Source organism: Streptomyces sp. CRN 30, from assembly GCF_034105845.1.
The window spans coordinates 39,039-53,481 of record NZ_JAVRHI010000400.1; the positions used below are offsets into that span (position 1 = coordinate 39,039).

Consider the following 14,443-nt stretch of genomic DNA (forward strand, 5'->3'; position numbering starts at 1 on the left):
GTCACCTCTTAGGTCATCGCGTTGTTCCCACGAGCGTTACGCCCAATCCGCGTGGCCCGAGTCACACCCCGTAAGAGAGCAAAGGTGGTCAGACATTGACAGAAAGGATCACCGGCGGTGCCTGTCCAGCCATGATGCATCAGGTCCTGGCCCGGACACCGTCGACCCCGCAGTGCCGTCCGGGCGCTGCGGGGTCGACGGCGGCGACGGACCGGCCGGGCACCGCCACAGGAGGGGGTGGCGTGTCCGGTCGGGCCGCGCGGGCGGTGCGGTCAGTGCTCGCGCGGGGCGGGCACCACGCGCTCCACCTCGGAGTGGGTCGTGAGCAGTTGGCGCATGGTCGCCTCGGCGATCGCGCCGTCACCGGCGGCGAGGGCGTCGACGATGCGCGCGTGCTGCGCCAGCGACACGTCGTTCGGCCGGTCACAGCCCGTGACCGGGCCGCCCGAGACCTGGAGGGCGGCGGAGACGATGCCGGACAGGTGCTCCATCATGCGGTTGCCCGCGACCTGGATGAGCAGCGAGTGGAATTCGGCGTCGGCCCTGGAGAAGGTGAGAGCGTCGCCCTGGTTCATGGCATGTCCCATGACGCCGACCATGTCGGAGAGGCGCTGCTGCACGTCCTCCCTGCCGTGCCCGGCGGCGAGGCGCGCGGCCAGCGGCTCGATCGTCCAGCGCAGCTCGCTCAGCTCACGGCGCTGGTCGTCGCGCTGCGGCCCGAAAGCGCGCCATTCGATGATGTCCGGGTCGAGCAGGTTCCAGTCGCTCACAGGGCGTACGCGCGTACCCACATTCGGACGGGCACTCACCAGCCCCTTGGCCTCCAGGACGCGCAGCGACTCCCGGACGACGGTACGGGACACCTCGAAACGCTGGCCGATCTCCTCGGGCACCAGGGGACGGTCGGCCCCCAGGTCGCCGGAGACGATCATCTGACCGAGCTGCTGAACCAGTTGTCCGTGCAGTCCGCGGCCGCGATTGCCCGCGGTGCGCCGGCCCACACGGCCCAGTTCCTGATCCGCCCCTTCCCAGGCGGGGACTCCGACGCGGTCGACGGGGGGCGCCTCGGCGTAGGGGTAGCGGTCGAGTTCGCCCGGTCCGGCGAGGCCGGAGTCTGCGGAGCGGGCGGCGGTCATCATGGTGTGCGCAAGGGTACTCACGCATCCTTTGTCGGCGCCGTTCCCAACTCCCTTGAGGTCTTTGGTGAAAAGCACACGAAAGGGTGATCGCTCACCCCTTCCCAATTGACGACTTATCGGAAAGAAACGGACTTTCCTCGGGGAGTTGCGTGCACGGCCGGACCGGACCGGCCGCCCCGGCCGCACAGGACCGGGCTCCTACGACCGGCCGCCTGAACCCCGAACCCCGGTCGAGCGCCTCAACGCACCCGGCTCCGCGCCCGCCCCCGTGCGGTCGTCAGCAGGTACGCGCAGACCAGCGTGGCCAGCGACAACGCCAGCGCGCTGCCGACAGGTTGGACGACCACGCGCAGCACCGCCGCCACGTACCGCTCCCCGCCGAACGGCCACTGCGTCATGAGCACCTCCCGCACCCGCACCGGGAAGTCCGCGGCGGTACGGACGGACCCGGACCCGCCGTTCCAGGCCCACCGCACGAGCGGGACGACGAGGACGGGGACGGCGACGACGGCCGCCAGCCCGGCGGTGGCGGACCGGAACAGACCGGCGGCGAGCACCCCGGCCCACGCGCACCCGATCATCAGCCCGGACCAACCGGCCACGGACACCGCCCAGTCGGCGGGGACCCGGACGAACTCCCTTCCGTAGAACAGATACAGCAGCTCCGCGTCGCAGACGACCGTGAGCGCCGCCAGCAGCAGCGCCGTGGCGGCGGAGACGAGCAGCTTGGCGCCGAGCAGCCCGAGGCGGCGGGGGACGGTGCCGCGGTCGGCCGCCAACGCCGGGTGACGGAACTCCTCGCCGAACGCCAGCGCCCCCAGCAGCCCCGCCCCCAGCGCCGCCGGCGGCAGCGGCACCTCACGCGGCCACGCGGCGAGCAGCCGTGGCAGCGGGGTGTGCCCGACCCGGGCCAACAGTACGGCGGCGACGGCCGACACGACGAGCACGACCGCCGCCGTGACGAGCCAGGTCCCGACCCCGAGGACGCGCCGGCACTCGTACCGCAACGGCCACAGCGGACCGGGAGCGGAACGGACGGCGAGGGGCGGGGGAAGGGGGGCTGTCGTATCGCCGGGGGCGGCCGGGACGGGGGTGAGAGGGGTGATGGCGAGGGAGGTGGTGGCGAGGGGGGTGGTGGCGAGGGGGGTGGCCGATGCCGTCTGCGGGGCAGGCGTCCGGTCCGGCTCCTCATCGGCGATCCGTTCCGGCGGCAGTCGTACGTCCGTGACGCCCCCGTCGGGGACCGGACCCATGTCTCCGACCTCGTCGGCCAGTTGGTGCACGAGGACGCCGTTGCGGAACGCGGCCTCCCCGACGTCGGCGCACGTACTTCCGTAGACGGAGAGGCGATTCCCCCCTTCGGTGACCACCTCGACCGAACGGTGAGCCGCCCGCGCCTCCTTGGTCAGCAGCGCGGCGAGGCGGGCGGCGTGCGGGGTGCGGACCGCCACGCGGGGACGCAGCCGGGTACGCGAGAACTCCGCCGCCTCCTGATCGGCGACAACCCTGCCCCGCTCCAGCGTCACGACCCGGTCCGCCGTCCGCGCCGCCTCCTTGGGGTCGGCCGTGGTGCACAGCACCGTGCCGCCCTGGGCCGCGTACGCGCGCAGCGCGTCGTGCAGCCAACGGCCCTCCCCCGCCGACAGCCCCCTGGCGGGGTCGTCGAGGACGAGTGTGTGCGGGTCGCCCAGCAGCGCGCAGGCGAGACCGAGTCGCCGGTCCATGCCCCGCGAGAGGGTGCCCAGCCGCTCCTCGCGCAGGCTCACGAGCCCGACCGACTCCAGGACTTCGTCGGCACGCCGGACGGATACCCCGGCGGCCGCGCACAGCATGCGGAGATACCCCCGGACTGTACGCGCCGGGTGTCCCGGCACCTCTCCCAGCACCATGCCGACCTCACGCGACGGATGGGCGACGCGGTGCAGCGGGCGGCCCCTGAAGTGCGTGACGCCACGACCGCGTTGCAGTTCGAGCATGAGCCTGAGGACCGTCGTCCTGCCCGCGCCAGGCGCTCCGAGCAGTACGGTGACGCGTCCCGCGTGCGCCTCGAAGGAGACGTCCTCGACGGCGGGCGGAAGCTCTTTACGCGGGGTGCTGGTCAGTCCGAATGCCTCGATCACTCGCAGCAAGATAGCGGCATATGTCCAGTTTTTCGGGCACCGCGAGGCCTGACGGGCGGCTGTTGCCGAGCGCTACGCCCCCGGCTCACCGTGCGGCCGCGACGGGCCCGTGCACCGGTCGGCCCGGCCGCGCCGTCACACCTCCGGGCGCAGCATGGGCGGGTTGAGCAGCGTCGCGCCACCGGCACGGAAGAGCTGGGCCGGGCGGCCTCCCTGCCGGGTGGTCGTGCCGCCGGTCGGCACGAGGAACCCCGGCGTGCCCGTCACCTTCCGGTGGAAGTTGCGCGGGTCCAGCGCCACCCCCCATACCGCCTCGTAGACGCGGCGCAGCTCGCCCACGGTGAACTCCGGCGGACAGAACGCCGTCGCCAGCGACGAGTACTCGATCTTCGAACGGGCCCGCTCCACCCCGTCGGCCAGGATCTGCGCGTGATCGAAGGCCAGCGGCGCGGCCTGCTCGCCCTCACGGGCGTAACTGCCCTCTTCCAGCAACTCCCCCACCGGCGCCCAGCGGGCGTTGCTTGCGTCGCCGCCCGCGCGGGGTGCGGGCAGGTCGGGCGCGAGGGCGAGGTGGGCGACGCTCACCACCCGCATCCGGGGATCGCGCTTGGGATCACCGTAGGTCGCCAGCTGTTCGAGGTGGGCGCCGTTGTCCTGGGCCGGGGCGGCGGGGTCGTGGACGCACAGCCCCGTCTCCTCGGCCAGCTCGCGTGCCGCGGCCTGCGCCAGGTCCTCGTCCTCCCGCACGAATCCACCGGGCAGGGCCCAGCGCCCCTGGAACGGTGACTCACCCCTGCGCACCGCCAGCGAGCACAGCGCATGGCGTCGCACGGTCAGCACGACCAGGTCCACTGTGACGGCGAAGGGCGGAAAGGCTGACGGGTCGTAGGGCATGCCGCGATCATAGTCGTCTCCCTGACGATAAACACGCCCTTCGGAACGAGGGACGAGGGAGCGCGGAGCGTGTCGGGGTGGTGTGGAGTGCGGGGTGGTGCGGGGGTGGCGTGTGGTGCGGGGTGGTGTGCGGTCGTCCCCGTCCCGAATCGCGCGGTCCGAGTACGCGGCCCCGTACCGCGCACCCCGCGACTCGTGTTTCAGACTCCCAGTTGCAGCCCTTCGGCCGCCTCCTCCACCATGGCGAGCCCCAGTCTGCTGACCCGTACGGAGAAGGGCGCGCCCGCGACCCGGAGCCCCGTGAGACCGATCTCTCCGAGGGGAGCGCCGCGCAGGGGGCGCAGGGCTACCGTCCCGGCGGGCGCGTCCGGGCGGATGCCCGCGAGCGTGGTCAGGAGCAGGACAGCGGCTGCCGCCGCCGTGGCCGCCGGACGGCAGGCCGCGGGGTGCGGCAGGGGCGCACCGCCTTCGGTGCGCTGCTCCCCCGCGTACATCTCGGGCAGCCGGTGCCCGAAGGTCTCCGCCGCGGCCAGTACGCCTCTCAGCAACGAGGCCGCCGTTCTCTCGTGACCGGCGACGGCCAGACCCGCCACCGCGACCGCCGTCTCGTGGACGCGCACGGCACCGGCCCGGTGCCCGAACGGGTTGTACCCCGCCTCCTTCGCACCGAGCCCCCGCAGTCCCCAGCCGCAGTCCATGGCCGGAGCGCCCAGCAGCCGGGCCAGCTGATCGGTCTGTCGTTCGTCGAGCAGGCCCGGAGCGTGACTGCCACCGCCCAGGAGCCCCGTGTCCAGAAGGTGCGCGGCGGCCGACCCGAGGTGCGGCACACACCGCCCGTCGGCGGTCCGCGCCGCGGCGGGCCGGCCCCCGCCGGGATCGTCGGTCCAGAAGTCCCGCCGGAAAGCGCTCCGCAGCCCCTCCGCCCACTGCCGCAGCCCCGCACCGCCCGGTCTGCCACAGACGTCGAGCAGGTCGGCGCCGAGCAGGGCCGCCCGGTGCGCGTGGGCCTGCGTCTCGCAGCGGACCGGCCCACCAGGGTCGGGGTCCCGCAGATACGGGCCGCTACCCACGGTGTCTCTGAGCCAGGTCAGGCAGCGCTCTGCGGTGGGCAGCAGCTCTTCCGTCTCGGCGTCGGGAAGTCCCCAGCGACGTGCTTCCGCGAGGAGCACGGGGAACAGCAGGGTTGCCTCGGTGGCCGTGCAGCCCGGCGGCAGGTGAGGACCCGCGTCGCGTCGTGGCCCGGGGATCATGCCCGAACGCGGCGCCGCGGCGGGAATCTGAGCGCGGGCGAGGATGCGCAGGGTGCTCGCCGCGAGCCGGGTGCCCAGCGGAAGCGTCATGCGGGCGGCGGCGAGGGCTTCTGCCGGGGCCAGTCCGCAGCGCCACGGTGCCCCTGCCGCCAGGTACAGATCACCCTGGTGCGTCCGGTCGCGCAGCAGCAGGGCCCGGAGGTCCTCGACGCTCGTCCGAAGAAGCGCGTCGACCCCGGCGGCGTCCCCCGTCGCACCAGCGGTGGAGAACGGACTCGTCATCGTGTGTCCGACCGCCCTCACCGGCCCCGCGCCGTCCGACCGCACCCGCAGATCCAGACTCGTGCTTCCGCCCGGTGAGAGAGTCAGCTCCCAGCGCAGCACCCCCGCGGAAGCCAGTGAGTCGGCGGGTGCGGGGTCGGCCGTGATCGATGAGGCGCCGGCGGGACCGGACCAGCGCAGGCCGGAGTCGTGCACGGTGGCGGGCAGCTCCGGCCCCGCCGCGCCAGCGGCGATCGCCCCGAGGTCGGCGAGATCCGTCCCGAGGGCCAGTTCGACGGGCAGGCGCAGGCAGCGGGGGCCCCAGTTGCACAAGGTGATCCGCTCCGTGCCGTCCGCGTGCCGGGTCCGCTCCACCACGACGTCCGGATCCGGTCCCGCCGACGAGGAGACCCGGACCGTCCCGACGAAGCGTGCGCGGTCGGCCGAGGTCAGGCGTGCCTGCATGGCGACGGGTTCGCGCCCTGCCACGAGGAGCCGGCAGCGGGACAGCAGGCGTCGGCCCTCACGGTAGAACCCCTCCAGTCCGTGGCCCGTCAGCTGTCCGTGCTCGGACGAGATGGCCAGACCGGGGAGCGCGACACAGATCAGGGCGGCGTGGGCCGGCGGCAGAACGTCGGCTCTCCGGCCGATCGACGGCGGAGATGTGGATGGGGATGTGGCTAGGGAGGGGGGTGGGGGTGAGGGTGGGGGTGAGGATGGGCGGTGAGTCGTCGAGGGGATGGTGGGACGGGGGCGGTGGAGCGGGGCGGCTGCGGCAACTGTGTCGGTTGCGGGTCCGGGGACGGGTCCAGGTCTTGGGCCAGAGCCGGAACCGAAGCCGGGGTCAGAGCCGGGGCCGGGGCCGGTTGCGACTGTGACCGTGGCTGCGGCCTCGGTCGCGGTCGCGGTCGCGGTCACAGTCGCAGTCGCAGTCGCAGGTCGACTCATCAGTAAGTCGACTCGATTCGTCACCTGACGAGACCCGGTGGTGCTCATGGCCGGGCCGGTACCGGCTGGTGCGGAAGGCGTGGGCGGCTGGTGCATGGAAGGACTTCCTCTGCGCTCTACATGCCTCGGACAGGTGCTGTGCCAGGTGCGGGCTCCGACGGAACAGACGCGGCGCGGCCGTTCGACCCACGCGGACGTTGCGCCACTCAGGTGAACGGGACCGCCCTTCGGCAAGTCACGCCCTCGGCCTCACGTCCCGTCTCCTCCGGTCACTCCTCGCTCGCGCTCCTGCCGGGGCTGTGCTCCCCGGCGGAGGCATTCCGTCGGGCGGCGGGCCCCCTGGCGGCACCCCGCGTTCGCCGCCTACGGCCCGTGGGCGTGCGGCTCTCCGGGGAGCGGCTCTCCGGTGCCGGCGGACTGGACGGTGTGGCCGTCTGACGGCGAGCGCTGCTCACCGGGTCCGCGGCGCATGTGCGCGGGCGGCGGCGTGCCGTCGGGTGCGGGGTGTGCAAGGGGGACTCGACCACGGGCGGCGTCGGATGCGTCGCCAGCGATGGTGAGTCCGGCGCAGGTACCGCCGGGGCCACCGGTACCGGAGTGGCGGCCGCCTGGACCACCGGCATCGGAGTGAAGGCCGCCGGCTCACCGCAGGCCGGCGGCTCGCTCATCGCATCTCCTCGGTTCCCCCGTTCCGTCCGCAGGCAGTTGCGGATCGTCTCGGGGTCGAGGCCCTCGTTGCAGGCTTGGTGAAGGAGCCGGGCGAAGAGGTACTCGGTGTCTGCCGCCAGGGCCATGGCCAGGGCCTCGCGTGCTTCCAGTTCGTCGCCGGTGGACCACGCGACCCATCCCGCCAGGGTGAGGGGCGCCGCCGCGTGTTCGCCGTAGGACCCGACGCAGCGGCGGGCCAGAGCGCGCCACAGCCGCAGGGCGCTGGGAGCCTCGTCACCCTCCATCCACTCGGCCGCGCGGTCGCGTGTCGTCCGGTCCTGGAGCCCGTGGATCAGCCGCGCCGCCTCGTCGTGGGACAGGAGTCCGTCGTCGCGGCGGTCCGCCCGGGTCGTTCCCGTCACGGGTGGGGCGTCGGCGAGACGGGCCATGGCCCGCTCCGCCAGTTCCAGCGTCTCCTCGGCCACACCGGCGCGCCGGTCTTCGTCGAGGATCCGGGAGATCAGGGCCATGCCGACCGTGTCGAGGGCGGTTTCCTGCTCGGTGACGGCGGCGCCTTCCCAGGGCCGCAGCCTGACGTGCAACTCGCTCAGTGTGCCCCGTACCTGGATGCCCGCGTACGTGGCGGCCGCCGCCAGTACGGACGTGCCCGGCAGGCCCATCGGGAGCCCCTCGGGCGGACAGCAGGACTGGTCGTCGCAGCAGTACGACCAGAAGCGGCCGTCGGAGATGCACAGCGCCTCGACCACGGGCACGTCGAGGGCGCCGCACTCGATCCGCAGACGCTGCGCCAGGGACCGCAGCCGGGTCATGACCTGCCGGCCGGTCTCGCCCTTCGCCGGTTCCCGGCAGAGGTAGGCGACCATCTGCTCGGGCCGGGTGCCCCTGCGCTCGCTGCCGATGATCAGGCCGTGGACCAGTTGCCTGGCGGCGGCGTCCCAGTCGTCCCGCTGTGGCGGGATGCCCAGCCGGGCCCGGCCGCCGAACCGGCCGCGCCCGTCCCGTTCGTGCAGGGCCACCAGGACGATGCTGTCCTCGGGCCGATAGCCGAGGAGGTAGGGCAGTGCGTCGGCCAGTTCGGCCGGGGTCCGCAGAGTGATCGGGTGCTCTTCCTCGTGGTTGTCATGGGTGATCCGGGCCGTGTGGTCCGGTCGTCCACGTCCGCCGATGTCGCCGTTCCCGGATGCTCCGGTCGTTCCGCTCTGGTTCGTCATGGCCCGACGATCTCGCGGATCGCCAGACCCCGCTTGAGCCTGTGGATAACTACGATCAGGGACACGTCACCCGAGCTCCGCGAGGCCGTCGCTGTCCACAGGGTGCGACGGCTGTCGGTGCTTTCCTGTTGTATGGAGCGCATGGAGCACACGAGCAACGCCGACCTCCGGGCGGACGCCGACGCGGTCCTCTCCCGGCTCGTCGGGGACCCTTCCGGCACGGCCCGGCTGCGCGAGGACCAGTGGCGGGCGATCGAGGCGCTGGTCGCCGAAGGCCGCCGCGCCCTGGTCGTGCAGCGCACCGGCTGGGGCAAGTCCGCCGTCTATTTCGTGGCGACGGCGTTGCTCCGTGCCCGGGGCGGCGGCCCGACCGTGATCGTCTCCCCGCTGCTCGCGCTGATGCGCAACCAGGTGGACGCGGCCGCCCGAGCAGGCATCCGCGCGCGGACCATCAACTCCTCCAACACCGAGGAGTGGGAAGCGGTCCAGCACGAGATCGCCGCAGGCGAGGTCGACGTGCTGCTGGTGAGTCCGGAGCGGCTGAACAACCCCGACTTCCGTGACCAGGTCCTGCCGAAGCTCGCCGCCGCGACCGGTCTTCTCGTGGTGGACGAGGCCCACTGCATCTCCGACTGGGGCCACGACTTCCGCCCGGACTACCGGCGTCTGCGCACAATGCTCGCCGATCTGCCGCCCGGCGTCCCGGTGCTCGCCACCACCGCGACCGCCAACGCGCGCGTGACGGCCGACGTCGCCGAGCAGCTCGGCACGGGAGGCGCGTCGGACGCCCTGGTGCTGCGCGGCCCGCTGGACCGGGAGAGCCTGAGCCTGTCGGTGCTTCGGCTGCCGGACGCGCCGGACCGCATGGCCTGGCTCGCCGACCACCTCACGGACCTGCCGGGCTCGGGCATCATCTACACGCTCACCGTCGCCGCGGCCGAGGAGGTCACGGCGTTCCTCCGGCAGCGCGGGCACACGGTCGCCTCCTACACCGGCAAGACCGAGAACGCCGACCGCCAGCAGGCGGAGGACGACCTGCTGGCCAACCGGGTCAAGGCGCTCGTGGCCACATCGGCGCTCGGTATGGGCTTCGACAAACCCGACCTGGGTTTCGTGGTGCACCTCGGCTCGCCTTCCTCCCCCATCGCCTACTACCAGCAGGTGGGCCGTGCCGGACGCGGTGTCGAGCACGCCGAGGTGCTCCTCCTCCCGGGCCGGGAGGACGAGGCGATCTGGGAGTACTTCGCCTCGCTGGCCTTCCCCTCGGAGGAGTTGGTGCGCCGCACCCTGGACGTGCTGGCACACGCGGAGCGGCCCCTGTCGCTGCCCGCCCTGGAACCGCTGGTGGAGCTGCGCCGGTCGCGGCTGGAGACCATGCTCAAGGTTCTCGACGTGGACGGCGCGGTCAAGCGGGTCAAGGGCGGCTGGATCGCGACCGGCCGGCCGTGGACGTACGACGCCGCGCGATACGAGTGGGTCGCCCGGCAGCGCAAGGCCGAGCAGCAGGCGATGCGCGACTACGCGTCGACGACCGGCTGCCGGATGGAGTTCCTGCAGCGGCAGTTGGACGACGAGGGTGCCAAGCCCTGCGGCCGCTGCAACAACTGCGCCGGGGCGCGGTTCACCGCCGAGATGTCCGCCGACGCCCTCGACGCGGCCCGCGCGGACCTCGGCCGGGCGGGCGTCGAGGTGGAGCCGCGCCGCATGTGGCCGACCGGTCTTCCGGCGATCGGAGTCGAGTTGAAGGGACGTATTCCGGCCGGTGAACAGGCTGCGACCGGCCGGGCGCTGGGCCGGCTGTCCGACATCGGCTGGGGCAACCGGCTGCGGCCCCTGTTCGCCGCGCAGGCTTCGGACGGGGCGGTGCCCGACGATGTCGCCAAGGCCGTTGTCGGAGTTCTGGCGGACTGGGCGAAGGGTCCCGGCGGCTGGGCCCCGGGGGTGCCGGACGGCCGGACGCGTCCCGTCGGTGTCGTCACCGTCGCCTCACGCACCCGGCCTCGGCTGGTCGGCTCCCTCGGGGAGCGCATCGCCGAGGTCGGACGGCTGCCGCTGCTCGGCACCGTCGAGTACACGGCCGACGCTCCCCGGCCGTCGCGCAGCAACAGCGCCCAGCGGCTCAAGGTCCTCGACGGCGCGCTGACCGTGCCGCCGGGGCTCGCGACCGCGCTCGCCGGGCAGCCCGGACCGGTGCTTCTCGTCGACGACTTCACCGAGACCGGCTGGACGCTGGCCGTCGCCGCGCGTCTGCTCCGGCGGGCCGGTGCGGAGGAGGTGCTGCCGCTGGTCCTGGCCGTGCAGGGGTGACCGTCGCGCAGGCGGGACGAGCTGCCGGTTCCGTCCGGGGAACAGTCGGCTCACAGGTGACGTGGACCCGCCGCGACGCGCACGACCGTGACCGTTCCGGGCGTCCCATGCGTCACCAGGGGAAGCCCTGGGTAGGGATATAAAACACACATCACCCGATAACGGTCGGCAGTCTCAATTGCTCGTTGCCGCAACCAAGTTCGACAGGAAGAATTGGACTCCGCTCCCCGCACGGCTCGTCCGTGATCCGGCAGGGCTTCACTGCGGTGCGCGTCCCCCAGATCTGACCCTGCCCGCAGTGTGGGCGCGTAGCCGAAGGGAGGAACGTGACCTTCGGATTCGCTCCGTCCTCGACGGCGTCGCTGTCGCCGTCCACCACCTCCGCCACCCGATTGCTCGAACCCGCCGAGTGGGCCGCCGCGGGCATCCCGCTGCTGCGCAACCCGCGGGAGATCGTCAGCGGGCTGCACTCGCGCCACCGTCCCGGTGCCACCACCGTGATCGTGGCCGTTCTGGACCCGGACGAACGGCTGCGTGCGAGCGCCTCGTTCACCAACCGGCCGGCGTCGGCCGACGGTTGGCTGTTCCGTAACGTCCTGCTCGCCCAGCTCCGCCGGGTGATCCCGCACGACCTGCGCCGCCGCACCCCGGTACGCACCGCGGTGCTGCTCTGCTGCCGTGAGGGTGACGCCCGCTGGACGGAGGAGGACGGGGCGTGGATGTGGGGGCTGAGGGATGCTTGCACGCTGCACGGCCTGCGCTGCGGGGCGTACATCACGCTGACACGTGACGGCTGGCAGGTGCTGGGCGAGGGCCGGGGCGGACGCCGTCCCAACTCGGTCTCGGCTCCGGAGCCGTTCGCGACGTCGGAGACACCGTTGCCGCAGCCCCGCACGGGCGGCGCGGCCTCCGAGGTACTGCGCCGCGCGGCCGCACGCTGACAGGCCCACACCGACAGCCCGTAACGACAACGCATACCGGACTGGGCCCACACCGACAGCCAGTACCGACAAGCCATACCGGACTGGGCTCGCGCCGACAGCCCGTACCGACAAGCCATACCGGACTGGGCTCGCGCCGACAGCCGGTATCGACAATCCGTACCGGACGGGCCTCGTAGTGACAGCCCGGCCCGGCGGGCCATATCGACGGGCCGTACCGATAAGGGCTCGGAGTCGGGTCAACGCCGCGCCGCCCGGCAGACAGGCGTCAGAGGAAGCGCGTCACCGAGCACCGCACCGACACGCACTCGATCTGCCGGGCCGTACCGACGCAGCTCACGACCCACCGCACCGTACCGACGCAGTTGAACCCCCGCACCGTACCGACGCGGCCGAACCCGCCGCTCCGTACCGACACGTACCTCGGTCCACCGCACCGAACCGGCGGCAGCGCAACGTCACGCCCCGAGACGGCCCGTACCCCGCAGGGCGGGCGGACGAAAGCCGCCGCCGTGCTCTGCCGCACGGCGGCTCCTTCGTCACTCCGGTGCGGACCCGGCGCGAGGGAGCCGGCTCAGGCGCTCGCGCCCAGCACCGCGTTGATGCGCTGCGGGTCACCGCAGACGATCAGCAGGGCGCCGGCCCGGGTGTGCGCCAGGGCCAGCGCGGAGGCGGCGGTGGCTTCCGTACCGCCGTTCACCGCGACGACGACCACGGGCCGCGAGGCGGCACGGGTCGCACCGGCGGCGTCCGCGTAGAAGACGTCGTCGCCCGCGTCGTGCTGAGCCCAGTAGGAGGTCTCACCGAAGGACAGTTCGTGGGTGGCCCACGGATGCGGCTCGCCGGTGGTGAGCACCAGCACGTCGCCGGGGGCGCGGCCCGCGTCCAGCAGCAGGTCCACGGCCTCTTCGGCGGCGTCGAGGGCGCCTTCGACCGTGGCCGGGATCAGCTGGATCTGCTGAGCGGGCGAGCCCTCGGCGGCGACGGGAGCCACCGGACCCGACGGGGCGGGCTTGGCGGGAGCCGCGTCATGTGACGCGCGTTGCGCCGGAGGTGTGGGACGGAGCGGGCCGGGACGCCCGGGACGCGGCGGGGCCGCGGGGCGGGGGCCTGGTACGGGGCGAGGGGTCTGCGCGGTACGGCCGCTGGCCGGAGTGGCGCGGGGACCCTGGGCACTCTCGTGAATCTGAGGCTCCTCGGGAATGAGAGGCATGAGCTGATTTTTATCAAACGTTGGTGCGGCCCGCGTCAGCGGGTGGCACATACGCACGGAACGCGCGGGGAGAAGTGTCAGAAATCGAAGCCGAGCTGACCCTCGATCACCGGAACGCTTCCCTCCGTCAAGCTGCGGACCTTCTTGAGGTGCCGCCACTTCGGCAGCCCATCAAGATACGCCCAGGACAACCGGTGGTACGGGGTGGGGCCCCGCTCCGCCAGCGCGGCCTTGTGGACGGGCGACGGATACCCGGCGTTGTCCGCAAAACCGAAGTCTGCATGGTCGATACCCAGTTCGGCCATCATTTTGTCGCGCTGAACCTTGGCGATCACCGAGGCCGCCGCGACCGCCACGCACGACTGATCACCTTTGATCACCGTGCGGACCCGCCAGGGCGTGCCGAGATAGTCGTGTTTGCCGTCGAGGATCACCGCGTCGGGGCGGACCGGCAGAGTCTCCAGGGCACGGACCGCCGCGAGTCGCAGTGCGGCCGTCATCCCCAGGTCGTCGATCTCCTCCGGAGAGGCATGCCCCAGCGCGTACGACGTCACCCATGTCCGCAGCACCTCGGCCATCTCGTCACGCCGCTTGACGGTGAGGAGCTTGGAGTCGGTGAGGCCCGTCGGAGGCCGACGCAGACCCGTGACCGCCGCGCAGACGGTGACCGGGCCGGCCCACGCGCCACGCCCCACCTCGTCGACACCGGCAACGATCTTCGCTCCGGTCGTGGCGCGGAGAGAGCGCTCGACGGTGTGGGTGGGTGGTTCGTACGGCATGGCGCCCATAGCCTACGCCGCCGCCGAGCGTCGTCGACACCCCGGTTGCCTCAGCGGCGCACCGGCCTCGGTCAGGGGCCGACAGGGCGCAGCAGCGGCAGCATCAGCTGGTCAATCATCCGCTCTATCTCTTGATCGGGCCATTCGCATCCGCACACCTTGGAGCGGTACATCATCATCGCGGGGACGGCGTCGAAGACGTAACCGTTGGCAGCGTCAGCGCGCACCTCATTCCGTTCGATTCCGCGCGTGATGACCTCACGCAGCAGCCTTATGGTCGGTTCGATCACGCCTTCCGCGATCACGGCGTGAAAGCGCTCGGCCTGCAGCGTGTCGCATTCGTGAATGACCGAGCGCAGGGCGAATCCGGGCCGGGAGAACATGGCGTCCCGAGCGCGACGGCACAGGGCGAGCAGATCGTCGCGCACGCTGCCCAGGTCCGGCGCGGTGTCGAAACGCGGCAGGCCGGCCCGTAGCGCGTCCGCGACGAGGTCCTCCTTGGACGACCACCGCCGGTAGACCGCGGCCTTGCCGGTCTGGGCCCCGGCGGCCACCCCCTCCATCGTGAGCCCGTTCCAGCCGACCGTGCCGAGCTGATCCAGGGCCGCGTCGAGGATCGCGCGTTCCAGTACCGCGCCGCGGCGGCGGGAGGCCGTCTGAGCGGAGGCGGCCTCCCAGGACGAAGTAGTCATGCAGGTATCTCCAGGGACG

General features: G+C 72.6%; 10 protein-coding genes. 2 read left to right on the forward strand and 8 right to left on the reverse strand.

All coding sequences use genetic code 11. The features are described 5' to 3' along the window. Window positions 1-272 precede the first annotated feature (272 nt). The 5 genes from UW392_RS43840 to UW392_RS43860 form a co-directional block, all read right to left on the reverse strand. Complete coding sequence (locus UW392_RS43840; RefSeq protein ID WP_320780903.1) at window positions 273-1,160, reverse strand: FadR/GntR family transcriptional regulator; 888 nt, start codon at window positions 1,158-1,160, stop codon at window positions 273-275. Between the two features lie 218 nt (window positions 1,161-1,378). Next, complete coding sequence (locus UW392_RS43845; protein WP_320780904.1) at window positions 1,379-3,259, reverse strand: ABC transporter ATP-binding protein; 1,881 nt, start codon at window positions 3,257-3,259, stop codon at window positions 1,379-1,381. 135 nt (window positions 3,260-3,394) lie between these two features. Next, window positions 3,395-4,153, reverse strand: a complete 759-nt coding sequence (locus UW392_RS43850; protein WP_320780905.1) for an NUDIX hydrolase — start codon at window positions 4,151-4,153, stop codon at window positions 3,395-3,397. 200 nt (window positions 4,154-4,353) lie between these two features. After that, a complete protein-coding gene (locus UW392_RS43855; RefSeq protein ID WP_320780969.1) occupies window positions 4,354-6,270 on the reverse strand; it encodes a glycogen debranching N-terminal domain-containing protein in 1,917 nt (638 codons plus the stop codon). A gap of 611 nt (window positions 6,271-6,881) precedes the next feature. Next, window positions 6,882-8,492, reverse strand: coding sequence for a DUF4192 domain-containing protein (locus UW392_RS43860; RefSeq protein ID WP_320780906.1), 1,611 nt, complete (start codon window positions 8,490-8,492; stop codon window positions 6,882-6,884). A 141-nt stretch (window positions 8,493-8,633) separates the two neighbouring features. Here UW392_RS43860 and UW392_RS43865 point away from each other — a divergent pair, with 141 nt between their 5' ends. Together UW392_RS43865 and UW392_RS43870 are read left to right on the forward strand one after the other, a co-directional pair. Further along, window positions 8,634-10,799 (forward strand): RecQ family ATP-dependent DNA helicase, encoded by a 2,166-nt coding sequence (locus UW392_RS43865; protein WP_320780907.1) that lies wholly within the window; start codon window positions 8,634-8,636, stop codon window positions 10,797-10,799. Window positions 10,800-11,125: 326 nt separating this feature from the next. Next, window positions 11,126-11,740 (forward strand): hypothetical protein, encoded by a 615-nt coding sequence (locus tag UW392_RS43870; RefSeq protein WP_320780908.1) that lies wholly within the window; start codon window positions 11,126-11,128, stop codon window positions 11,738-11,740. 574 nt (window positions 11,741-12,314) lie between these two features. On the opposite strand, the gene UW392_RS43875 is transcribed toward UW392_RS43870, so the two are convergent. The 3 genes from UW392_RS43875 to UW392_RS43885 all read right to left on the reverse strand — a co-directional run bounded on the left by UW392_RS43875 (window position 12,315) and on the right by UW392_RS43885 (window position 14,424). Continuing rightward, window positions 12,315-12,953 (reverse strand): hypothetical protein, encoded by a 639-nt coding sequence (locus UW392_RS43875; protein WP_320780909.1) that lies wholly within the window; start codon window positions 12,951-12,953, stop codon window positions 12,315-12,317. A gap of 77 nt (window positions 12,954-13,030) precedes the next feature. Next, window positions 13,031-13,732 (reverse strand): ribonuclease HII, encoded by a 702-nt coding sequence (locus UW392_RS43880; RefSeq protein WP_320780910.1) that lies wholly within the window; start codon window positions 13,730-13,732, stop codon window positions 13,031-13,033. Window positions 13,733-13,803: 71 nt separating this feature from the next. Continuing rightward, window positions 13,804-14,424, reverse strand: coding sequence for a TetR/AcrR family transcriptional regulator (locus UW392_RS43885; RefSeq protein WP_320780911.1), 621 nt, complete (start codon window positions 14,422-14,424; stop codon window positions 13,804-13,806). Window positions 14,425-14,443 lie beyond the last annotated feature (19 nt).